The following is a 20,179-nucleotide window of genomic DNA, read 5'->3' as shown; positions in this document are numbered from 1 at the left end:
GGGAGGCCAAGCGTGCGATACAACAAACCATGGCTCAGCTACCGCGACCAGCTGGAAACCCTCAAGGCGCGTGGGCTGACCGTCAGCGACGATGAGAAGGCCCTCGACTACCTGCAGCGCATCGGCTACTACCGGCTGAGCGGCTACTGGTTTCCCTTTCGCCAGCGCAGTGAGCTCTGCTGTGTCTGGCCCCGCCGGAGAGCGGGAAAGAAGGCCAGGAATGGCCGCGTCGAACGTATCGCGCTGGATGACTTCACGCCTGGCGCCACCTTCAGAGATGCCGTCGCGCTCTATGTCTTCGACAAGCAGCTGCGACTGCTGGTGATGGACGCCCTGGAGAGAATCGAGGTGGCATTCCGGGTCGATATCTCCCATACCCTCGGGGAGTACGGCCCTTTCTCCTACCTGGAGCCTGACCAGCTCTTCGAAGCCTTCGCCGAAGAGGTCAATCAAAAGACCGGCATTACCGACCACCAGGCCTGGCTGCAGAAGCAGGCACTGATGATCAACCGCTCCAAGGAAGAGTTTATGCGTCATAACAAGGAGAAGTACGGGCTGCCTCTCCCCATCTGGATCGCCTGCGAAGTGTGGGACTTCGGCACGCTTTCCACGCTCTACGACGGGATGCGTCAGGACGACCAGGATCGGATTTCCGCCCGCTACGGCATCCGTGATGGTCGAGTGCTCGCCTCCTGGCTGCGCAGCCTCAACTACCTCCGCAACGTCTGCGCCCACCATAGCCGGCTGTGGAACCGCAACATGGTGGATCAGCCCAGAAAACCGGGCAGTGGGGACGTGCCTCTCTTCGAGAGCGCCTGGCAGCCTGGAAATGAGCACGTGCTGGCGCGCGTCTTCGTCCTGCTGTGCGTGATCCAGCATCTGCTGTCCACCATCAACCCCAGCTCAAGCTGGTGGCAACGTCTCAAACACTTGCTGCAAGCGTTTCCCGACCTCGCCCATGTCGGGCTCGATCTGCATGGCATGGGCGTCATCGAAGGGTGGGAGCAGTGGGAATGGCCAGAGCAGCCAACGAGCGGCCATTAAAAAACCCCTCAGCAGCTTCACCGCAGAGCGGATCCACCGATCGGGGCCGTGTTGGGGCACATTATAGAGAGCGCCGAGGGCTACCGCAAAAGAGATATATAGCCCCTAAGCATAAGGAAACGTTTATGGCCATCGAACAGGGCATCTGAAAGCTGGCGGACAGCGCTGGCGAGCCACCGCGCAAGCTGCGCCCCGCAGGGCTTGCCGACGAGGGGCTGCTGGAAGAGCAGATCATGCAGGATGTCGCGATCCTCAATCGGGACTGGCTGCTGATCGGCCGCCAGGTGCGCACCCCTAAGCTACCGGCGCGAAGAGCAGAGCGAGGTCATCCTCATCGAACAGAGGACCTTCGGTCTTGTGCTCGGCTCCGCCTTCGAGAATCGATGACGCAAGGTCCGCCTTGCGTGCCTGCAGGCTCAGGATGCGCTCCTCCACGGTACCTGCACACACCAGTTTGTAGACGAATACCGGGTTCTGCTGGCCCATGCGGTGGGCGCGGCCGGTCGCTTGGGCCTCTACCGCCGGGTTCCACCAAGGGTCGTAGTGGATCACGGTATCCGCGGCGGTGAGGTTGAGCCCCGTGCCGCCGGCCTTGAGGCTGATCAGGAACACCGGAATCTCGCCCTGCTGGAATAGTGTGACCCGCTGGGTGCGGGTCTTGCCCGGTGTGTCGCCGGTCAGGGTCGTGAAGGGGATGCCGTCTTTCTCCAGAGTCTGACCGATCAGCCCTAGCATTTCGGTGAACTGGGAGAAGATCAGGATACGCCGCCCCTCCTCCACCAGGGGCGGCACCAGCTCGCTAAGCTGTTCCAGCTTGGCGGATCGTTTCACCTTGCGCACACTCTCCAGCTTGACCAGCCGTGGGTCGCAGCACACCTGACGTAGCTTGAGCAGCGCATCGAGCATGACGATGCCGGAGCCGGCCAGGCCGCGCTCGGCCACCGCCTGCTGGACCCGCTGGTGCTGGGCCAGGCGCAGGCTCTCATAGAGCTCGCGCTGGGCGCCGCTCAGGGTGACCTCACGGCTGACTTCGGTCTTCTCTGGCAGTTCCGTCAGCACCTGCTGCTTGGTGCGGCGAAGCATCAGCGGGGCGATGCGCCGGGAAAGGCGCTGGCGCAGCGCAAGGTCGCCCTCCTTCTCGATGGGGGTACGAAAGCGCTGGCCGAACCACTGCTGGCTACCCAGCGCCCCCGGGGCCACGGCGTCGAGTTGGGCCCACAGCTCACCCAAGTGGTTCTCCAAGGGCGTGCCAGTCATGGCGATGGCGCGCCCGATCTTGAGCTCGCGCACTGCGCGGGCGGTCTGGCTGGCAGCGTTCTTGATCGCCTGGGCCTCATCGAGCACCAGCAAGCCGAAGTCGTGCTCGCGTAGACGCTCCAGGTCGCGGATCAGCAGCGCATAGGTGGTCACCGCCAGGTCGGCAGTGGGCAGCATTTTCTCGAATTGACGCTCGCGCTGGGCCTTGCCGCCTTGCAGGGCCACCACCTCGAGTTCGGGGGCGAAGCGAGCTGCTTCGCTGCACCAGTTGCCTACCAGGCTGGTGGGGGCTACCACCAGGGTCGGTCGGTCCAGCACCCCGCGGGCACGCTCATCGAGCAGATGTGCCAGCACCTGTACTGTCTTGCCAAGGCCCATGTCGTCGGCCAGGATACCGCCAGTGCCCAGCTCCGAGAGAAAGCGCATCCAGGCGATGCCGCGGGCCTGATAGTCGCGCAACTCGCCGGTAAACCCGGGGGGCGACGGCAGGCTGGCAGGCAGTGTGCGTAGGCGCCGAGCCAGGTCAGTCACATCCTCACGCCCCGCCCAGCGCTCGTGCTCGGCTAGTGGTGCCACCTTCTCGGCTGCGGTCAGCGGCAGGCGCACGGCTGCCTCCGAGTCGCTCTCGTCATTGAGCCAGTCGAGGATGGGTGCCATCAGGGATCGCAGCCGTGCAAGCGGCATCACCAGGCGGCGGTTTTCGGGCAGGGTCAGCGTCCAGGTGGCGTTTTCTGCCTCATCGTCGGTGGGTTCTAGCGGGAACCGGGGATCCTTGAACAGGCGGCGCAGGATCGGCAGCAGGTTGAGCCGCTCGCCTTCCACCTCGATATCCAGCGCTAGGTCGAACCAGCCGTTGCCGGCCGGCTCCAGCTCGCCGTACCAGTCATCCGGCTCTACGTAGATCGGCTCCTCGGGGAACTCATCATCGAACTCGACCAGGCAACCGGCCTCGCGAAGCCGAGCGATCATCTCCCACCAGCCATCGGGGCCGGCCAGGTGGGTCGCCCACTCGGCGGCAGTGGTCGGTAGTGTGCCCTCGAGGGGCAGCAGCAGCGACCATTCAGGAAGATCGAGATGGGCGGGTACTGCCTCGATCTGCTGCAAATACTCCAAGGGCACCACACCGGACGGTAATGACCGCACCAGTGCTATTTCCGCCTCGGAGTCGCGCATCACGGTGAGGCGCTGCCCGTCCCGGAAGACCTGAGCGCTCTTGCCCTCTTCCGGTGGCACCTCGATGCCATCGTAGTCGAAGCCTACCACTGCCGCGCCCACCTCGACCCAGCGAGGCACCATGGCGCCGTCGCGGTAGCCCAGTTGCCCGGAACCTATCCGCATGGTGATCTTGAGTTGCGGGATCAGCCCTTCCAGAGTGCGTGCCTCTACCGCTTGGGGAGTTGGCAGCCGCTTGGCAAGGGCCGGCGCCTGATGCATGCGTTCGGTGAGCCAGTCGCTCATCTCCGGGGGCAGCGACGGCGCTCGTCGCAGGCGCATCAGAAGGTCGGCGTCTCCCTCCAGGCGCCCAAAGCGACCATTTTTGCTGTCGAGATAGCAAAGCTCGGTGCCGGCGCGCACGATAGCGGCCTCATGGGAGATCACCCAGCCGGCTCAGCATCCGCCCGCAGGTGCTGATGGCCATCGGTATCCGGCTCCCAGGCGAGTGTCAGACGACAGGCCGGGCCCGGATCGAGCATGGCACCCGTCTGCTTGGGGTGGAAGAGTAGCGGCGGTGAATCACTCTCCAGCAGCGACCAGAGCGCTCGCGCCTGAAAGGTGTGGGTAACCAGGCTCCAATATTGCTCGTACCCCCGGCGAGCTGACGGCGCTGCTCGCCGAGCATCAGCAGCTCCAGGGCTTCTTCCTGATCGGGTGCCAGCCCTTGCGGCGGCTTAGGCAAGAGACTGCCGCCGCGCCTCACCATAATGGGTCGAGGCTTGACCCAGCCGTTGCCGCGACTGCGCTGCTTGCTGGGCCGCATCCACACTGGTGACACCTTGAGCGTCGGCGAGCGGGGGTTCGGATCAATATCGAGGAACAACGCCAGGCGGTAATCCTCTTCCAGTTGTTCGGCCGCCATGCTGGCCCCGGATGGCGCCTCGAGCTCGGCCAGCCATGATTCCCAACGTTGCTTGAGCGAGGCCGTATCGTCCTGGGCCGCCATGCCTTTGGCCTCCATGTCGTCGAGAAAACTGCGGATCACCGCCGCTGCATGCTTGCACTGGCGCCCCACCGGGCAGCTGCAGTCGCTGACAACCCCCATGTCCGGGCTGTAGGGATCCACGGCAACGCTCGTGAGGTAGCGGCTGCGCCCGCTGCCATTCACCTGGGCCCGCAGCACCAGCAGTTCTCCCTGGCGCTCTAGGCGGGAGCCTTCGCACACCTTGCCCTGGCGTGCATAGGCCAGCCCACGCGACAGTGAACGTGCATCGAAACTTCGCTGCCAGTGGGTAGTATCCAGGGTGTGGTAGAGCGCTAGGGCAGTATCTGCGAGATGGACATCTGGCAAGCTGATTCCTCCAGGATTGAGGGCAAGGTTGGTATTGGAGCGAACCCCGACGCCCTCCGCAACCAGCCAGTGGCACGATACACGGTATCTCGCTCTGATTGCTGCCCAGCGATCAAGGGGATCTCTTTGATTTCGTGGGCCGATGTGGCGGAGCCAGGTGCGTCCCAAGTCCTCGGGCCTTCAGGGTGTATACTCCTGCGACCCTTTTTCGATACGGATGGCACCATGCTGATCGCCCTCGTGACCCTGGCGCTGGCGGGAATCATCAAGGGCGCGATCGGGTCGGGCGTGCCGGTGATCGTCGTGCCCGTCCTGACCATGCTCTACGACGTCCAGGTGGCGATTGCCGTGCTGCTGGCGCCCAATCTCATCAGTAACGCCTGGCAGGTGTGGCACTATCGCCGCCACTTGCTGCCCCGCGACTTTCTGCTGGCCTTCTCGCTCAGCGGTGGCCTGGGGGTGGCCGTGGGCACCTGGGCGCTGGTGGTGGTCGACAAGGAGACCCTGTCGGTGGTGGTGGCGGGCTGCATCCTGCTCTATCTGGCGATGCGCTGGCTCAACGGCGCTCGCGCGCTGCCCTACGCCATCGCCCGGCGCCTGGTGCTGCCCCTGGGCGGGCTTGGGGGGCTGCTGCAGGGGGCCGCAGGCATGTCGGCGCCGGTGTCGGTCTCCTTTCTCAACGCCATGCAGCTCGACCGCCGGGTCTATATCGGCTCGATCTCGACCTTCTTCGCTGCGATCACCGTGGTGCAGATTCCGGCGATGCTGACGGCTGGCCTGCTCACCTGGCCCCTGGCGGCGGTCAGCCTCCTGGCGCTGGGGGTGATCGCGGCGGCCATGCCTCTGGGCGCGCGTCTGGGGCGCCGGCTGTCGCGGCGCTGGTTCGACAGGGCGATCATGGCGCTGCTGTTCGTGATTGCCATGAAGATCCTGATCGAGGCCTTCGTGATCGGCTAGCGTTTCGTGCCGCCGTGTTTCCGATAAGAAATCCATTTCCCGTTTTCGGTGGCATTGTCCCTGGCCATGCCCTCTCTATATCGGAATGGTGCCGTGTGGCGGCCTGGAAGCGGGGAAGGGGATTTCCGATGCGTTTCTGTTGTTTCTTATAGGAAACATGGGCTAGTCTGGGGCTCCGGGTCCGGCCCGGCGTCTTGACGCCGCCGCTTGGCCAACCACTGGCCCGTCCCCCGACATCCGCAAGCAGAGGCCGCCTCGATGAGCCAACTGAAACGCACCCCGCTGTTTGACCTTCATGTCGCCCAGGGCGCCAAGATGGTGCCCTTCGCCGGTTACGAGATGCCCGTCCAGTACCCGGCGGGCGTCAAGCAGGAGCACGAGCACACCCGTGCGGCCTGCGGTCTGTTCGATGTGTCGCACATGGGCCAGCTGCTGCTGCGCGGGCCCGCGCCGGCCGAGGCGCTGGAGCGCCTGGTGCCGGCCGACATCGTCGGCCTGCCGGAGGGCATGCAGCGCTATGCCCTGTTCACCAACGAGGATGGCGGGATTCTCGATGACCTGATGGTGGTCAACGCCGGCGACTGCCTCTATCTGGTGGTCAATGCCGCCTGCCAGGCGCAGGACATCGCCCACCTGCGCGCGCATCTTGCCGAGGGTCACGAGATCGAGGTGCTGGACCGTGGGCTGCTGGCCCTGCAGGGGCCCAAGGCCGCCGAGGTGATGGCACGGCTCTGCCCCGCGGCCTGCGAGCTGGTCTTCATGCAGCACGGTCGGTTCCACCTCGACGGCGCCGAGGTGTGGATCAGCCGCAGCGGCTATACCGGCGAGGATGGCTTCGAGATGTCGGTCGCCGCCGACCAAGCCGAGGCGCTGGCACGGCGCCTGCTGGCGGAGCCGGAAGTGGCGCCGATCGGCCTGGGGGCGCGCGACTCGCTGCGCCTGGAGGCCGGGCTCTGTCTCTATGGCCATGACCTGAATACCGGCACCACCCCCGTCGAGGGCGGCCTGATCTGGGCCATCGGCAAGCCGCGCCGGCACGCCGGCCCGCGTCCCGGCCGCTTCCCCGGCGCCGACCTGATCCTGCACCAGGTGGAGGTCAAGGATCACAGCCGCAAGCGGGTCGGCCTGCTGGGCGAAGGCCGTGCCCCGGTGCGGGAGGGTGCCGAGCTCTACGATGAGGCGGGCCATCTGATCGGCATGGTCACCTCCGGCGGCTTCGGGCCGACGCTCGGCAAGCCGGTCGCCATGGGCTATGTGCCGGTCGCCCACGCCGAGATCGGCACTCGGGTGTATGCCGAGGTCCGCGGCAAGCGCCTGCCGATGGTGGTCAGCAAGATGCCCTTCGTCACGCCGGGCTACTATCGGGGAAAATGACGCTGAGCCCCGGCTGACTCCGGTTGCGGGCTGGCCGCGGCATCCGGCAACAAACCGCAAGGCGGGCGCCAGAAGGCGCCCGCCTTGCTGCCATAATGGTTTGGAGAGCGTGGATCAGCGGGCCAGGTAGGCCAGCGCTCCTGCCGCCATGGCCTCGATGCCGGTGCGCAGGGTCACGTCGTTGCCGGGGAAATAGTAGGGCGAATGCGGCATCTCCAGCTGGCGCATCTTCTCGGCAACCCCCTGGCCGGGCGTATCGGCCCAGCGTTCGGCCGGCGTGGCGCCGATGAACCAGTACACGCAGGGGATGTCCTTGCCGCCGAAGCCCCCCGCCTCAGCGTTGCCGAAGTAGGGAAAGTCCTCGCTGCCGTTGAGCCGCGGCATTGCATAGAGGCTCGCCTCGCCGAAGTGCTCGGCGTGGGCGCGGCGCACCTGCGCCACCGCCACGGGGTCGTTGTGCAGGGCGATGGTCTCGTTGAGCACCCGGAACTCGGGGGGCCTGGGCGAGCGTCCCGCCTCGCATTCGGCGCGCACGATGCGCTCGATGCTCTCCACCACCTGGCGGTGCAGGGCGTTGTCGAAGCTGCGCACGTTGATCTCCAGCTCCGCCGAGTGGGGGATGATGTTGGCCTGGGTGCCGGCGGCAAGCTTGCCGACCGTGACCACCACGGTCTCCTCCGGCGGCACCTCCCGGGCGACGATGCTCTGCAGGCGGGTCACCACGTGGGCGGCGATCACCACCGGGTCCACCGCCTGGGCGGGCATGGAGCCGTGGCCCCCGGCGCCGTGGATGGTCACCGCCAGGTTGGTGCAGGCGGCCATGGCGCCGCCGGCGATATGCCCGACGCTGCCGGCCAGGGCCGGCATATTGTGCTGACCGAGGATCACGTCGGGGCGGGCGAAGCGCTCATAGAGGCCGTCCTCGAGCATCGCCCTGGCCCCGCCGAAGATCTCCTCGGCGGGCTGGCAGACCAGCATCAGGGTGCCTTGCCAGTTCTCCCTCAGTGCGACCATCGCCGCGGCGGCGCCCACCACGCAGCTGCTGTGCAGATCATGGCCGCAGGCGTGCATCAGCGGCACCTCGTGGCCATCCTCGGCGATGGCGGTCTCGCGGCTGGCGAAGTCGAGGCCGGTCGCCTCCTCGATCGGCAGGGCGTCCATGTCGCCGCGCAGCATCACCGTGGGGCCCTCGCCGTTGCGCAGCAGGGCCACCACGCCGGTGCCGCCGACGCCGCGGGTCACCTCATAGCCGTGCCCCTCCAGGGCCTTGGCGAGTCGTGCGCTGGTCCTGTGTTCCTGGAAGGGCAGCTCGGGAGTCTGGTGCAGCTGGCGGTAGAGCGCCTGGATCTCCTCGAGGGTCGCGTCTACCTGGGCGCCGATGGCGCCCTTGAGGTCCAGCGTCGGGGATGGGGTTGTCATCATGGTCTCCATGGCGCTTATTGGGTGCGTTGCGGGGTCGGAGCCGCCAGGGCGGGCTTGCCGAGCCACTGCCAGGCCGCCACCACGCCGACGTTGAGCAGCATGGCCCAGATGCCGGCGTGCCAGCCCAGCGGCGAGCTCCAGACGAACTCCATCAGCAGGTAGGCGAGGCTGCCCACCAGGGCGCCGGCCATGACGCTGGCGCGACGCAGCTGCGGCAGGAAGAGTGCGCCGAGCACCATCGGGAAGAGCTGGACGATCAGGCCGTAGGCGCCGAGCAGCAGCAGCACCAGCGAGGCGGGATTGGCCAGGGCGAAGAGGTAGGCGATCAGCGACAGACCGAGCACGCTCCAGCGGGTGGCGCTGACCACGGCCTTCTCGCTGGCCCCCTTCATCAGGGTGGGGCCGGCCACGTCGCGCACCAGCACGATGGCGGCGGTATGGGCCAGGTTGGCGCCGGTGGACATGGCCGCCGCCAGCGCCCCGGAGAGCATCAGGCCGACCACCCAGGGCGAGAAGTTGGCCACGTCCATGACCATGCGCAGCAGCACGGTATCGGCGCGCGCCAGCGGGTCATCGGCAAACACCAGGATACCGGCGAAGCCGATGAACAGCAGCGGCACCAGCAGGTAGGCGTAGAGCGGGTAGAAGACGCTGACCTTGCGCAGCGTCTTGCCGCTGTCGGCGGAGTAGAACTTCATGAACAGGTGCGGCCACATGGCGCCGCCGAAGGCGCTGACCAGTACCGCGGTGCTGAAGTAGCCCCAGTTCATGCCGGTGGCCCCGGGCAGGGTCAGGTATTCGGGCATGGTCAGCTGGATCTGGCTGAACATCTCGCCGACCCCGCCGTAGAGGCGCTCGGAGATCGACAGGCCCAGGAACCAGGCGATGGCGATCATCATGATGCCCTGGATCAGGTTGGTCCAGCCGATGCCGTTCAGGCCGCTGCAGAAGACGTAGGCGGCCACCACCACGAAGGCCAGCAGGGCGCCCAGCCAGAAGGGGATCAGGCCGTCGGTGGCCGCCTGGAACAGCAGCCCCGCCCCGGCGATCTGGATGGTCAGGTCAGGCACCAGGGCCAGCACCCCGATCACCCCGGCCAGGATTCCCAGCGGCTTGCTCTGGTAGTGGTCGGCGATCATGTCGCCCTGGGTCAGGTAGCCCTTCTGGCGGCCCAGCTCGGCGACCCGCGGGCCCATGGCCCAGATGGTGATCGGCACCAGCGACAGGTAGGCGAGGATGTAGAAGGCCGGCGCGCCGTGCTGGTAGCTCCAGCCGGGTGCACCCAAGAAGGCGAAGGCCGAGAAGATCTCGGCGCCGAGGATGAAGAACAGGATCACCACGCCCACGTGGCGTCCGCCGGCCACGTAGCCCTCGAGGCTCGAACTCTGCTGGCCGCGAGCGCGCAGACCCACCCAGAGCACGCCGAGGAGGTAGGTGAGGGTAATACCGACGACGATCAGCGAATCAGTCATGGCGGCCACCTCCGTGACGGATCACGTAGGCCACCCACATGCCGGCGAACAGCACCAGCATCCACAGGATGTACCAGAAGAACAGGAAAGGGAGGCCCAGCACGGTGGGCTCGATACGGTTGGCGATCAGGGCGCCGGGCCAGATCATGGCCAGGGTGCACAGCGCGAAGTGCAGCCCCGTCAGCAGGTGGTAGGTCTTGGTCATGGGGAGAGTCCAGCTCGCACAGGGCGAGACTTGTTATGGGTTGTCTCCTCACTATGGAACAGCGCAAAAGATAGCAAAAATATAGGTTTTGGATGGTTGCCATGCTGACATGGTATGGCTAGTGTCCGGAGGGAACCCGCATCTCCCAAGGGGGCGCCTGCATGGAGTTTCGCCAGCTCAGCTATTTCGTCGCGGTGGTGGAGACCGGTTCGATCTCCGCCGCTAGCCGCCGGGTGCATGTCGCCCAGCCGGCGCTGACTCGGCAGATTCGGCTGCTGGAGGAGGACCTGGGCACCCGGCTGCTGGATCGGCATGCTCGCGGCGTGCGCCTGACGGTCGCCGGCAAGGCCCTCTTCGAGGAAGCGGTGCCGCTGCTCGATGCCCGCACCCGGATCCGGGCGCGGCTCTCGGCGCTGGGCAGCGGCCTGACCGGCAAGCTCAGCCTGGGCATTACCGTGGCCCATCTGTGGGTGCCGGAGGTGGCAGACCTGCTGGGCCGCTATCGGGCCTGCTATCCCCAGGTCGGCTTCGAGGTCTTTCCGCTGCTCTCCGGCCCCCAGCTCGAGCGTCTGCGCGAGGATACCCTGGATGCCGGCATCCTCTACCTGGACAGCGGTGAGCAGCCGGGGCTGGAGACGCGTCTGCTGCAGCATGACCACCTGATGCTGGCGGTGCCGGCGTCATCGCCGTGGGCGAGATCGCCGCCCCGCCGCCTGGCTGACCTTGCCCAGGCGGAGTTCGTCTGGGGACACCGCAGCATCTCGCCGGTCTACTACGACCGGGTCGTAGCGCACCTGGCGCACCTGAACTTCGAGCCCCGCGTGGTGCAGTATGGCGCCGACAACATCACCATCCTCAGCATGGTGGCCGCCGGGCTGGGGGTGGCCATCGTCCCCGCCGCCAGCGGCCACCACCCCATGCCGGGCATTCGCTTCCTGCGCCTGGCGGAGCTCGACGCCTGCGACATGCCGCTGTGGATGGCCTGGCGGTCGGGCAACGACTCCCCGGCGCTGGCCAATCTGGTCGACCTGGTGGGCAGCTGTTTCGGCGGATAGTCGCAGGGGGCTGGGTGATGCGGTCCGGTTCAGCCGATGCTGCTGCGAATGAGGCGTGCCTTCTCCTGCAGCAGGGGCAGGTGCTCCTTCAGCAGCGTGTCCATGCCGACCCGGGCGGCATTGGTGCTGATGTTGATGGCGCCCAGCAGCTTGCTATGAGTGTCGAAGGCCGGCACGGCAATGGAGCGCAGGCCGGAGTCGAGCTCCTGGTCGGCAACGGCGTATCCCTGCTGGCGCACTGCCATGATGCACCTGCGTAGCTCGGCTTTTTTGACGATGCTCTTGTCGGTATGCGGTTTCAGCTCCACCCGATCGAGCCAGGCATCCAGTTCGTCGTCGGTCAGCTGGGCCAGCAGCACCCGCCCCATGGAGGTGTAGGCGGCCGGCAGGCGGGTGCCCACCGAGAGAGTGATCGCCATCAGCCGGTGGCGAGAGGAGGAGCGGGCCACATAGATGACATCGTCGCCGTCCAGCACCCCGAGCGAAGAGGATTCGCCGCAGGTGTCGGTGATCTCTTCCAGCACCTGCTGGATCACGCTGCGGTAGTCGTTGGCGGAGAGGAACGCATAGCCGAGCTGCAGCACCCGCGGGGCCAGCTCGAAGACGCGCTGCTGCTTGCGCACATAGCCCAGGGCATGCAGGGTGAGCAGGAACCGACGCGCCTTGGCTCGGTTCATCCCGGTACGTTGAGCCACCTCGCTCAGGGTCATGCGTGGGTGGGCCTCATCGAAGGCCAGGATCACCTCCAGCCCGCTGGCCAGGGCGGTGACGAAGTCCCGATCGTCGGGGCTGAGTACGTCTTTCTCTTCGGTCATGTCCGATGCGTCGCTTGTAACTGGATGTGGTGACTCGGGCGCTTTCCCTCCATCCTAGCACAATGTTCGCATAGCGAATATGGGTGCGTATACCTGCGAGCGAAAAGCCGTAGTGCAGAGATCTTATCTTATACCTTGGTAGTGGCCATCGCCCATTCTGGCTCCGCCTACCCCGGCCCGCTTCCTCGGCAACCGACCGAAACACCAAGACATTATCCGCTGCATCGCAATGGGAGGCCTGGCCTCCCTTTGGCATGCCTGGAATCCGGGATTTGACGTCGGCCGGGATCGGGAGTAATTTGTTCGCATAACATATTATTGTTCGTTATTCGAACAATAGGAACGGCCACCAGGAGAAGATCCCATGGCCGAGTTCCTGAGCCTGCATGACGCGGTGGCGCGCTACGTCCACGACGGCGCCACCGTGGCCATGGAGGGCTTCACCCACCTGGTTCCCTTCGCCGCGGGTCACGAGGTGATCCGCCAGGGGGGCGCCACCCTGATCGAATGGTGTAACGGAGGTCCTATGGCATTTCTGAACATCGAGGGGCGCTGCGTCGCCTACCGCCTGCTAGGCGCCGAGGCCAACCCCCTGGTGGTACTGGCCCATCCGCTGGGCATGACCCAGGCGGTGTGGGACGACCTGCTGCCGGCGCTGCTGCCGCGATACCGGGTGCTGGCCTGGGACCTGCCCGGCCACGGCGCCAGCCAGGCTTGGGGCGAGGCCCCCATCACGCCGGCCGACCTGGCTACTGAGGTCCTGGCCTTGGCCGATCACGCCGGTGCCGAGCGCTTTCACTTCGTCGGCACCTCCATCGGCGGGGTGGTGGGCCAGCAGCTGCTAGCCGAGCACGCCGAGCGCCTGCTCTCTGCCACCCTGACCAACACCGGGGCGGTGATCGGCACCGAGGAGCTGTGGACCACCCGCGCCGGGCGCGTGCGCCAGGAGGGCCTAGCGGCGATGGCCGAGGAGATCGTGCCGCGCTGGTTCGCCCGGCCCGGATCGAGGCCGAGCCGGCCCTGAAGGCGGGCTGGTGCACCCAGATGGGCCGCGGCGACGACGACTCCTACGCCAGGCTCTGCGAGATGCTGGGCCGCCACGCCTTTACCGGCAAGCTCGCCAGCAAGCCGGTGAAGGTGCAGCTGCTGGGCGGCAGCGTGGACCTGGCTACCCCGCCGGCGACCCTCGAGGCCCTGGCCGCCGAGCTCGACGGCGCTTCTCTGGAGATCCTCGAGGGTGTCGGCCACGTGCCCGCCGTGGAGGTGCCCGGCCTCTTCGCCGAGAAGCTGTTGGCCGCGATCCAAGAGGGCTGAGCTGCCCCCGTTGCCACGAGCGCACATACAACGACATCTCCCCCACTCGAACAGCCGCACCGATGCGAAGCGTCGGTGCGAAGCGAGGTCACCATGTCCAACCCCTGCATTATCTGCGTTGCCATTACCGGCAGCCTGCCCCGTAAGGAAAACAACCCGGCCGTTCCCATCACCATCGAGGAGCAGGTCGAGAGCACCCAGGCGGCCTTCGAGGCCGGGGCGACCATCGCCCACTGCCATGTGCGCAACGACGACCAGACGCCGAGCTCGGATCCCGAGAAGTTCGCTCGCCTGATGGAAGGCCTGCAGAAGTACTGTCCGGGCATGATCATCCAGCTCTCCACCGGGGGCCGTTCCGGTGCCGGCGAGGAGCGCGGCGGCATGCTGCCGCTCAAGCCCGACATGGCGAGCCTGTCGGTGGGCTCCAACAACTTTCCCACCCGCGTCTACGAGAATTCGCCTCAGCTGGTGAACTGGCTGGCCGAGGAGATGCTCAAGTACGACATCAAGCCCGAGATCGAGGCCTTCGACCTGTCGCACATCCACCAGGCGGTAGCGCTCTCCAAGCAGGGCAAGCTCAAGGCGCCGCTCTACGTCCAGTTCGTGATGGGCGTGAAAAATGCCATGCCCGCCGACAAGCCGACCTTCGACGTCTACATCGAGACCCTCAAGCGCCTGGCCCCGGATGCCCAGTGGTGCGGTGCTGGGGTCGGCCCAACCAGCTGATGCTCAACGAGTGGTCCATCGCCGCCGGTGGCCACACCCGTACCGGCATCGAGGACAACGTGCGCCTCGACCGCGACACCCTGGCCCCCTCCAACGCGGCCCTGGTCGAGCGCACCGCGGCCCTGTGCGAGAAGTACGAGCGTCCGGTGGCCAGCTGGCAGCAGGCTCGTGAGATCCTCGGCCTCAAGGCCGTCTGAGCTCTTTATGGGACTATCCACGCCGCCTCCAGCCATTGGAGGCGGCGTTTGTTATGTTGCGATCAGCTCGCGGTAAACAGCTGCCGGCATCCCGGCTGGGCCTGGACACCCTTGACCGCCTGCCCCTCGCCTGCGATTGGTGAGACGCCTCCCCACCGAGCCGCCGTCCATCCAGCCTGGCAGGCATCCTCAGGGATAGCGCCCGCTGCGGCGGTTCTCCACCAGTACCTCGAGGATGGCGTTGGCCTCCCGCATGATCGGCGAGGGCGTCTCGCCGCGGCGTCGGCTGCACAGCACCGGCGACGTCAGGCGCTTGTCGGCGAGGTAGACGAAGCTCACGCCGTCGCGTCGCACGCGCTTGACCTGCTCCGGTACTAGGCTGATACCGATCTCCGAGGCCACCAGGCCCAGCGCCGTCTGCAGCTCGTTGGCCTCCTGCACCACTTCCACCTTGAGCCCCTGGCGGCGGAACAGGCCCAGCATGATGTCGGCCATGCTGGGGCGGGGCTTGGCGGGGAAAAGAATCAGCGGGTAGCGGGCCAGCGCCTCGAGGGTGGGGGTGGTGCCCTCCAGGGGGTGGCCGCAGGGCACCGCGGCCATGATCGGCTCGTCGAAGAGTACCTCCTGCTCCACTTCCGGGTCGTCGATGCGCAGGCGGCCGAAGCCCATGTCGATGCGCCCCGCCTTGAGGGCCTGGATCTGCTGCACCGTGGTCAGCTCGGCCAGACTCAGCTCGACATTATCCTTTTGTCGTAAGTCACGCACCAGCAGCGGCAGCTGCCCGTAGAACACCGAGGGCACGAAGCCGATGCTGAACAGCACGCGCTTGCTACGGGCCATGCGCCGGGTGGCCGCCACCGTGGCGTCCACCTTCTCCAGTATCTGCAGCGCATGCTGCTGGAAGAACAGCCCGGTAGGGGTCAGGCGCAGGCCGCGGGGCCCTCGCTCGAACAGCTCGGCGCCCACTTCCTGCTCCAATTGCTTGATCTGTCTGGATAAAGGCGGCTGCGACATATGCAGCTTCTCGGCCGCACAGGTCAGGTTGAGCTCCTCGGCCACCACGCAGAAGTACCTCAGATGGCGCAGCTCCATGATACCTCCAGGGTATGGCGGGACACCTAAACAATATTGGTTCCGCTTTTCCGCTGCAATCACACTGCTTCCCAATCATCGAAACATCTGGATTGGGAACCGCCATGACACCCCTGATCGACACCATCGAGACGCTGCTGGTCGACCTGCCGACCATCCGTCCCCACAAGCTCTCCATGACCACCATGGCCTGCCAGACCATGGTCATCGTGCGCATGCGTCACAGCGACGGCATCGAGGGCCTGGGCGAGGGCACCACCATCGGTGGCCTGGCCTACGGCCCCGAGAGCCCCGAGAGCATCAAGCGCAATATCGACAGCTACCTGGCGCCGCTGCTGATCGGCCAGCCGGCCGACAATCTCAACGCCCTGCGCGCCCGGCTGGCACGCCACACCCGCGGCAACATGATCGCCAAGTCGGCGCTGGAGACGGCCCTGCTCGATGCCCAGGGCAAGCGCCTGGGCCTCAGCGTGGCCGAGCTGCTGGGCGGCGCCCGTCAGGAGCACCTGCCGGTGCTCTGGACCCTGGCCAGCGGCGATACCGCCAAGGATATCGATGAGGCGCTGCTGCGTCTGGAGCAGCAGCGCCACCGCGATTTCAAGCTCAAGATCGGCGCCAACCCGGTGGATCGCGACGTGCGCCACGTGGCCGCCATCAAGGAGGCCCTGGGCGAGCGGGCCAGCGTCCGCGTCGACGTCAATCAGGCGTGGGACGAAGCCACCGCGGTGCGCGGCATCGCCGCCCTGCAGGAGGCCGGCATCGCACTGATCGAGCAGGCCATCCCGGCCCGCGAGCACGCCGGCCTGATCCGCCTGGCCAACCGCTTCGAGGTGCCGATGCTCGCCGACGAGGCGGTGCAGGACGCCCGCGACGGCTTCGACCTGGCGGCCGGCGGCTTCAGCGGCGCCTTCGCCCTGAAGATCGCCAAGTCCGGTGGCCTGGGCGGCGTGCTGGAGCTGGCCCACGTGGCCCAGGCCGCGGGCATCGGCCTCTACGGCGGCACCCTGCTGGAGGGCACCATCGGCACCGCCGCCTCCCTGCACGCCTGGGCGACCCTGCCCGAGATGGCCTGGGGCACCGAGATGTTCGGTCCGCTGCTGCTCCAGGACGACATCGTCGAGACGCCGCTCGAGTACCACGACTTTGGAGTGGCCCTGCCATCCGGCCCGGGCCTTGGCATCACCCTGAATGAAGCCAAGCTGGCCCGGTATTCGCGCCAGTAAGCGAGCGCTTACAGACTGAGGAGGAGAGAGCGATGCTGTTTCACGTGGAAATGACCGTCAAGCTGCCGCCGGAGATGCCGGCCGAGCAGGCCGCCGAGATCAAGGCCACCGAGAAGGCCTACGCCCAGGAGCTGCAGCGCGCCGGCAAGTGGCGCCACCTGTGGCGCGTGGCCGGCAGCTACTCGAACGTCAGCATCTTCGACGTCGAGGACAACGCCGAGCTGCAGGAGCTGGTTGGTCATCTGCCCCTCTTCCCCTACATGGAGATCAGCGTCAAGCCGCTGTGTCGCCACCCGTCCTCCATCCGCGAGGACGACACCTGAGTCACGGATGAAGCACGCCAGAGCCCGTCACCGGACGGGTGAACAAAGAGAAATCCAAGAGGAAACCGCCATGACCGTGAAGATTTTCGATACCCCCGAAGTGCAGGACTTCCTGAAGGCCGTCGCCGGCTTCGACCAGGAGGGCGGCAACGAGCGCGCCAAGCAGATCATGCACCGCCTGCTCTCCGACCTCTACAGGCTGATCGACGACTTCGACGTCAGCGAGGAGGAGTACTGGTCCGCCGTCAGCCTGCTCAACGCCCTGGGCCGCGACACCCAGTTCGCGCTGCTCTCGCCGGGGCTGGGCTTCGACCACTACCTGGACATGCGCCAGGACGCCGCCGACGCCGAAGCCAAGCGCCTAGGTGGCACCCCGCGCACCATCGAGGGCCCGCTCTACGTGGCCGGCGCCCCGGAGGCCGAAGGCTTCGCGCGCATGGACGATGGCAGCGACCCTGAGGCCGAGGTGATGTGGCTGACCGGCCAGGTGCGCGACCTGGACGGCAACCCCATCCCCGGCGCCAAGGTCGAGATCTGGCACTGCAACTCCAAGGGCGGCTACTCGTTCTTCGACCCGACCCAGAGCGAGTACAACATGCGCCGCACCATCTACGCCGATAGCGAAGGGCGCTATGCCGCGCGCAGCATCATTCCCTCCGGCTACGGCGTGCCGGAAGGCGCTCCCACCGACGTGGTACTGAAGTCCCTGGGCCGCCATGGCGAGCGCCCGGCACACATCCACTACTTCATCTCCGCACCGGGGCACCAGCACCTGACCACTCAGATCAACCTGGCCGGCGACCCCTACACCTTCGACGACTTCGCCTTCGCCACCCGCGAGGAGCTGGTGGTGCCGGCCGAGCGCATCGAGGATGCCGACGAGATCGCCAAGCGCGAGCTGGAGGGCCCCTTCTCCGAGGTGGTGTTCGACATCGAGCTGGCCAAGACCGACAAGGCCGAGCTGCAGAGCCGCCACGCCCGCCCGCGGGCTAAGGAAGACGAGCAGGACCGGCACAGCCAGCTGGCCGGTACCGCCAAGGTCTGATCGGCTCCTGACTCCGACTCTGACTTACCGCGAGGGGCGCCGGGGCGGGCCGAAGAGGAGGTCATTCGACAGGGATGTCGAATGTAGCGTCCAGGGAGGGATTCACAGCGCCTCCTCAACGGCCCGCCGCCGGAAAAGCACCGAGCGGTGGGAGTCGACCACCATTCAGGAGCGCCGGAGGCGGGGCCGAAGAGGCGTCAGGCCCGCCGCCGGATCAGCCCCAAGCGGTCACGACAAGATAAAGAGGATGACTCCATGACCAGCAAGCTTGATCAACTCGAGAAGCGCGTGCGCGGCGCCGTCGTCGACGACGCCGAGGCCGGCATCTTCCGCTGCCACCGCAGCATGTTCACCGACCGCGAGTTCTTCGAACTCGAGATGAAGCACGTCTTCGAAGGCAACTGGCTGTTCCTGGCCCACGAGAGCCAGATCGCCGAGCCGGGCGACTACTTCACCGTGACCATGGGCCGCCAGCCGGTGATCATCACCCGCGACAAGGCCGGCGAGCTGCACGCCCTGATCAACGCCTGTGCCCACCGTGGCGCCACCCTGTGCCGCCGCAAGCAAGGCAACAAGGGCACCTTCACCTGCCCCTTCCACGGCTGGACCTTCAAGAACGACGGCAAGCTGCTCAAGGCCAAGAACGAGAAGCTCGGCGCCTACCCGGACGGCTTCAAGCAGGAGGGGTCCCACGACCTCAAGCGGGTGCCGCGCTTCGAGAGCTACAAGGGCTTCCTGTTCGGCAGCCTCAACGCCGATGTAATGCCGCTGGACGACTATCTCGGGGAAACCAAGAAGATCATCGACAATATCGTCGACCAGGCGCCGGAAGGCCTGGAGATCCTGCGCGGCACCTCCTCCTACACCTTCAACGGCAACTGGAAGCTGGGGGCCGAGAACGGCGCCGACGGCTACCACGTCAGCACCGTGCACTGGAACTACGCCTCCACCATGGACCGCCGCAACTACGACGCCGGCGGCACCAAGGCGGTGGACGCCGACGGCTGGTCGAAGAGCCAGGGCGGCTTCTACTCCTATGAGAACGGTCACATGCTGCTGTGGACCCGGCTGCTCAACCCCGAGGTGCGCCCGGTCTACCAGAACAAGGCGTGGATCGAGAAGGAGCTGGGCGAAGCGCGGGCCGACTCCATCGTCAACCAGACCCGTAACCTCTGCCTCTACCCCAACGTCTACCTGATGGATCAGTTCTCCACCCAGATCCGGGTGATCCGCCCCATCGACGTCGACAAGAGCGAAGTGACCATCTACTGCTTCGCGCCCAAGGGCGAGTCGGCCGAGAGCCGCCGCATCCGCATCCGTCAGTACGAGGACTTCTTCAACGTCTCGGGCATGGGCACGCCGGACGACCTGGAAGAGTTCCGCGCCTGCCAAGAGGGCTATCACGGTGAGCTGGCGGAGTGGAACGATCTCTCCCGCGGTGCCAAGCAGTGGATCCAGGGCGCCGACGAGAACGCCCAGGCGATCGGCATGAAGCCGCTCTTGAGCGGTGCCTCCCCCGAGGACGAAGGCCTCTACGTGCTGCACCACAAGCACTGGGTCGAGGAGATGCTGCGCGCCATCGAGAAGGAACGCAGCCAGTTTATCGCCACCCAGAGCGCCTGAGTCAGGCCGTACCGAGAAGGGGAGACACGACATGAGCCTTAGCTATCACGAGATCCAGGCCTTTCTGTACCGCGAGGCGCGGCTGCTCGACGACCGCGAGTGGGACGAGTGGCTGACCTGCTACCACAAGGAAGTGGAGTTCTGGATGCCGGCCTGGGACGACGACGACCGGCTGACCCAGGACCCGCACAGCGAGATATCGCTGATCTACTACCCCAGCCGCGAGGGGCTGGAGGACCGGGTCTATCGGATCAAGACCGAGCGCAGCGGGGCGAGCACGCCGGAGCCGCGCACCACCCACCAGATCACCAATATCGAGGTGCTCGAGGAGGCGGGCGACAAGGTGGAGTTGCGCTTCAACTGGCAGACGCTGGTGCACCGCTACAAGGAGACCCGCAGCTTCTTCGGGAGCTCCTTCTACACCCTGGACGTGTCCGGCGAGCGCCCGCTGATCACCCGCAAGGTAGTGCAACTCAACAACGACTATATCCACCAGGTCATCGACGTCTACCACATCTGATCGTCGACG

General features: G+C 66.4%; 18 protein-coding genes and 1 pseudogene. 12 read left to right on the top strand and 7 right to left on the bottom strand.

Annotated features, from left to right (window positions below; translation table 11 throughout):
• Positions 1-12 precede the first annotated feature (12 nt).
• Positions 13-1,044, top strand: coding sequence for an Abi family protein (locus ACSJDS_RS01605; RefSeq protein ID WP_473031843.1), 1,032 nt, complete (start codon positions 13-15; stop codon positions 1,042-1,044).
• A gap of 294 nt (positions 1,045-1,338) precedes the next feature.
• Here the strand turns inward: ACSJDS_RS01605 and ACSJDS_RS01600 are convergent, their stop codons facing one another.
• Together ACSJDS_RS01600 and ACSJDS_RS01595 are read right to left on the bottom strand one after the other, a co-directional pair.
• Complete coding sequence (locus ACSJDS_RS01600) at positions 1,339-3,900, bottom strand: DEAD/DEAH box helicase (RefSeq protein ID WP_473031842.1); 2,562 nt, start codon at positions 3,898-3,900, stop codon at positions 1,339-1,341.
• Between the two features lie 64 nt (positions 3,901-3,964).
• Positions 3,965-4,639 carry an SWIM zinc finger family protein gene (locus ACSJDS_RS01595; RefSeq protein WP_473031841.1) on the bottom strand — a complete coding sequence of 225 codons (675 nt, stop codon included), beginning with the start codon at positions 4,637-4,639 and terminating at the stop codon, positions 3,965-3,967.
• A 393-nt stretch (positions 4,640-5,032) separates the two neighbouring features.
• Between ACSJDS_RS01595 and ACSJDS_RS01590 the strand changes: the two genes are divergently transcribed.
• Complete coding sequence (locus ACSJDS_RS01590) at positions 5,033-5,764, top strand: sulfite exporter TauE/SafE family protein (protein WP_473031840.1); 732 nt, start codon at positions 5,033-5,035, stop codon at positions 5,762-5,764.
• A gap of 258 nt (positions 5,765-6,022) precedes the next feature.
• The gene (gcvT, locus tag ACSJDS_RS01585) at positions 6,023-7,138 is read left to right on the top strand and encodes a glycine cleavage system aminomethyltransferase GcvT (protein WP_473031839.1); all 1,116 of its coding nucleotides are present in this window, start codon (positions 6,023-6,025) and stop codon (positions 7,136-7,138) included.
• 114 nt (positions 7,139-7,252) lie between these two features.
• Here gcvT and ACSJDS_RS01580 read toward each other — a convergent pair whose 3' ends face one another.
• The 3 genes from ACSJDS_RS01580 to ACSJDS_RS01570 are packed head-to-tail and all read right to left on the bottom strand — an operon-like array spanning position 7,253 to position 10,237.
• On the bottom strand, positions 7,253-8,557 hold the full coding sequence (locus ACSJDS_RS01580; protein WP_473031838.1) for an amidohydrolase: 1,305 nt from the start codon (positions 8,555-8,557) through the stop codon (positions 7,253-7,255).
• Between the two features lie 17 nt (positions 8,558-8,574).
• Entirely contained in the window at positions 8,575-10,032 is a 1,458-nt protein-coding gene (locus ACSJDS_RS01575) for a sodium:solute symporter family protein (protein ID WP_473031837.1), read from the bottom strand.
• Positions 10,025-10,237: a hypothetical protein gene (locus tag ACSJDS_RS01570; protein ID WP_473031836.1), complete on the bottom strand. Its 213-nt coding sequence runs from the start codon at positions 10,235-10,237 to the stop codon at positions 10,025-10,027. The genes ACSJDS_RS01575 and ACSJDS_RS01570 overlap by 8 nt, the downstream gene beginning before the upstream one ends.
• A 161-nt stretch (positions 10,238-10,398) precedes the next feature.
• Here ACSJDS_RS01570 and ACSJDS_RS01565 point away from each other — a divergent pair, with 161 nt between their 5' ends.
• Positions 10,399-11,292, top strand: a complete 894-nt coding sequence (locus tag ACSJDS_RS01565) for a LysR family transcriptional regulator (protein ID WP_473031835.1) — start codon at positions 10,399-10,401, stop codon at positions 11,290-11,292.
• A 29-nt stretch (positions 11,293-11,321) separates the two neighbouring features.
• Here the strand turns inward: ACSJDS_RS01565 and ACSJDS_RS01560 are convergent, their stop codons facing one another.
• Positions 11,322-12,107 (bottom strand): IclR family transcriptional regulator domain-containing protein, encoded by a 786-nt coding sequence (locus tag ACSJDS_RS01560; RefSeq protein ID WP_473031834.1) that lies wholly within the window; start codon positions 12,105-12,107, stop codon positions 11,322-11,324.
• Positions 12,108-12,471: 364 nt separating this feature from the next.
• On the opposite strand from ACSJDS_RS01560, the gene ACSJDS_RS01555 reads away from it, so the two are divergent.
• The 3 genes and pseudogenes from ACSJDS_RS01555 to ACSJDS_RS01545 all read left to right on the top strand — a co-directional run bounded on the left by ACSJDS_RS01555 (position 12,472) and on the right by ACSJDS_RS01545 (position 14,344).
• The gene (locus ACSJDS_RS01555; protein ID WP_473031833.1) at positions 12,472-13,131 is read left to right on the top strand and encodes an alpha/beta fold hydrolase; all 660 of its coding nucleotides are present in this window, start codon (positions 12,472-12,474) and stop codon (positions 13,129-13,131) included.
• Between the two features lie 20 nt (positions 13,132-13,151).
• Positions 13,152-13,421: an alpha/beta fold hydrolase gene (locus tag ACSJDS_RS01550; RefSeq protein ID WP_473031832.1), complete on the top strand. Its 270-nt coding sequence runs from the start codon at positions 13,152-13,154 to the stop codon at positions 13,419-13,421.
• A gap of 93 nt (positions 13,422-13,514) precedes the next feature.
• Positions 13,515-14,344: pseudogene (locus ACSJDS_RS01545) on the top strand (3-oxoadipate:acetyl-CoA acetyltransferase).
• 189 nt (positions 14,345-14,533) lie between these two features.
• Here ACSJDS_RS01545 and ACSJDS_RS01540 read toward each other — a convergent pair.
• Complete coding sequence (locus ACSJDS_RS01540) at positions 14,534-15,436, bottom strand: LysR family transcriptional regulator (protein WP_473031831.1); 903 nt, start codon at positions 15,434-15,436, stop codon at positions 14,534-14,536.
• Positions 15,437-15,540: 104 nt separating this feature from the next.
• Here ACSJDS_RS01540 and ACSJDS_RS01535 point away from each other — a divergent pair, with 104 nt between their 5' ends.
• From ACSJDS_RS01535 to benB, 5 genes are all read left to right on the top strand, one after another.
• Entirely contained in the window at positions 15,541-16,659 is a 1,119-nt protein-coding gene (locus ACSJDS_RS01535; protein WP_473031830.1) for a muconate cycloisomerase family protein, read from the top strand.
• Between the two features lie 32 nt (positions 16,660-16,691).
• Entirely contained in the window at positions 16,692-16,982 is a 291-nt protein-coding gene (gene catC / locus ACSJDS_RS01530; RefSeq protein ID WP_473031829.1) for a muconolactone Delta-isomerase, read from the top strand.
• Between the two features lie 70 nt (positions 16,983-17,052).
• Positions 17,053-18,027, top strand: coding sequence for a catechol 1,2-dioxygenase (gene catA / locus ACSJDS_RS01525; RefSeq protein WP_473031828.1), 975 nt, complete (start codon positions 17,053-17,055; stop codon positions 18,025-18,027).
• 255 nt (positions 18,028-18,282) lie between these two features.
• Positions 18,283-19,650 (top strand): Rieske 2Fe-2S domain-containing protein, encoded by a 1,368-nt coding sequence (locus ACSJDS_RS01520; RefSeq protein ID WP_473031827.1) that lies wholly within the window; start codon positions 18,283-18,285, stop codon positions 19,648-19,650.
• Positions 19,651-19,681: 31 nt separating this feature from the next.
• Positions 19,682-20,170 (top strand): benzoate 1,2-dioxygenase small subunit, encoded by a 489-nt coding sequence (gene benB / locus ACSJDS_RS01515; RefSeq protein ID WP_473031826.1) that lies wholly within the window; start codon positions 19,682-19,684, stop codon positions 20,168-20,170.
• The last annotated feature ends 9 nt before the right edge of the window (positions 20,171-20,179 follow it).

It is taken from the genome of Halomonas sp. SL18_1 (genome assembly GCF_055755715.1).
This window is presented reverse-complemented; position numbering and strand designations above follow the sequence as displayed.

Bases quoted from the DNA above. Each gene is read 5' to 3' on its own strand.
- ACSJDS_RS01540 (WP_473031831.1), bottom strand. From the start codon at position 15,436: ATGGAGCTGCGCCATCTGAGGTACTTCTGCGTGGTGGCCGAGGAGCTC.
- ACSJDS_RS01555 (WP_473031833.1), top strand. From the start codon at position 12,472: ATGGCCGAGTTCCTGAGCCTGCATGACGCGGTGGCGCGCTACGTCCAC.
- ACSJDS_RS01520 (WP_473031827.1), top strand. From the start codon at position 18,283: ATGACCAGCAAGCTTGATCAACTCGAGAAGCGCGTGCGCGGCGCCGTC.
- ACSJDS_RS01575 (WP_473031837.1), bottom strand. From the start codon at position 10,032: ATGACTGATTCGCTGATCGTCGTCGGTATTACCCTCACCTACCTCCTC.
- ACSJDS_RS01590 (WP_473031840.1), top strand. From the start codon at position 5,033: ATGCTGATCGCCCTCGTGACCCTGGCGCTGGCGGGAATCATCAAGGGC.
- ACSJDS_RS01560 (WP_473031834.1), bottom strand. From the start codon at position 12,107: ATGACCGAAGAGAAAGACGTACTCAGCCCCGACGATCGGGACTTCGTC.
- ACSJDS_RS01570 (WP_473031836.1), bottom strand. From the start codon at position 10,237: ATGACCAAGACCTACCACCTGCTGACGGGGCTGCACTTCGCGCTGTGC.
- catC (WP_473031829.1), top strand. From the start codon at position 16,692: ATGCTGTTTCACGTGGAAATGACCGTCAAGCTGCCGCCGGAGATGCCG.
- benB (WP_473031826.1), top strand. From the start codon at position 19,682: ATGAGCCTTAGCTATCACGAGATCCAGGCCTTTCTGTACCGCGAGGCG.
- catA (WP_473031828.1), top strand. From the start codon at position 17,053: ATGACCGTGAAGATTTTCGATACCCCCGAAGTGCAGGACTTCCTGAAG.
- ACSJDS_RS01550 (WP_473031832.1), top strand. From the start codon at position 13,152: ATGGGCCGCGGCGACGACGACTCCTACGCCAGGCTCTGCGAGATGCTG.
- ACSJDS_RS01565 (WP_473031835.1), top strand. From the start codon at position 10,399: ATGGAGTTTCGCCAGCTCAGCTATTTCGTCGCGGTGGTGGAGACCGGT.
- ACSJDS_RS01535 (WP_473031830.1), top strand. From the start codon at position 15,541: ATGACACCCCTGATCGACACCATCGAGACGCTGCTGGTCGACCTGCCG.
- gcvT (WP_473031839.1), top strand. From the start codon at position 6,023: ATGAGCCAACTGAAACGCACCCCGCTGTTTGACCTTCATGTCGCCCAG.
- ACSJDS_RS01580 (WP_473031838.1), bottom strand. From the start codon at position 8,557: ATGACAACCCCATCCCCGACGCTGGACCTCAAGGGCGCCATCGGCGCC.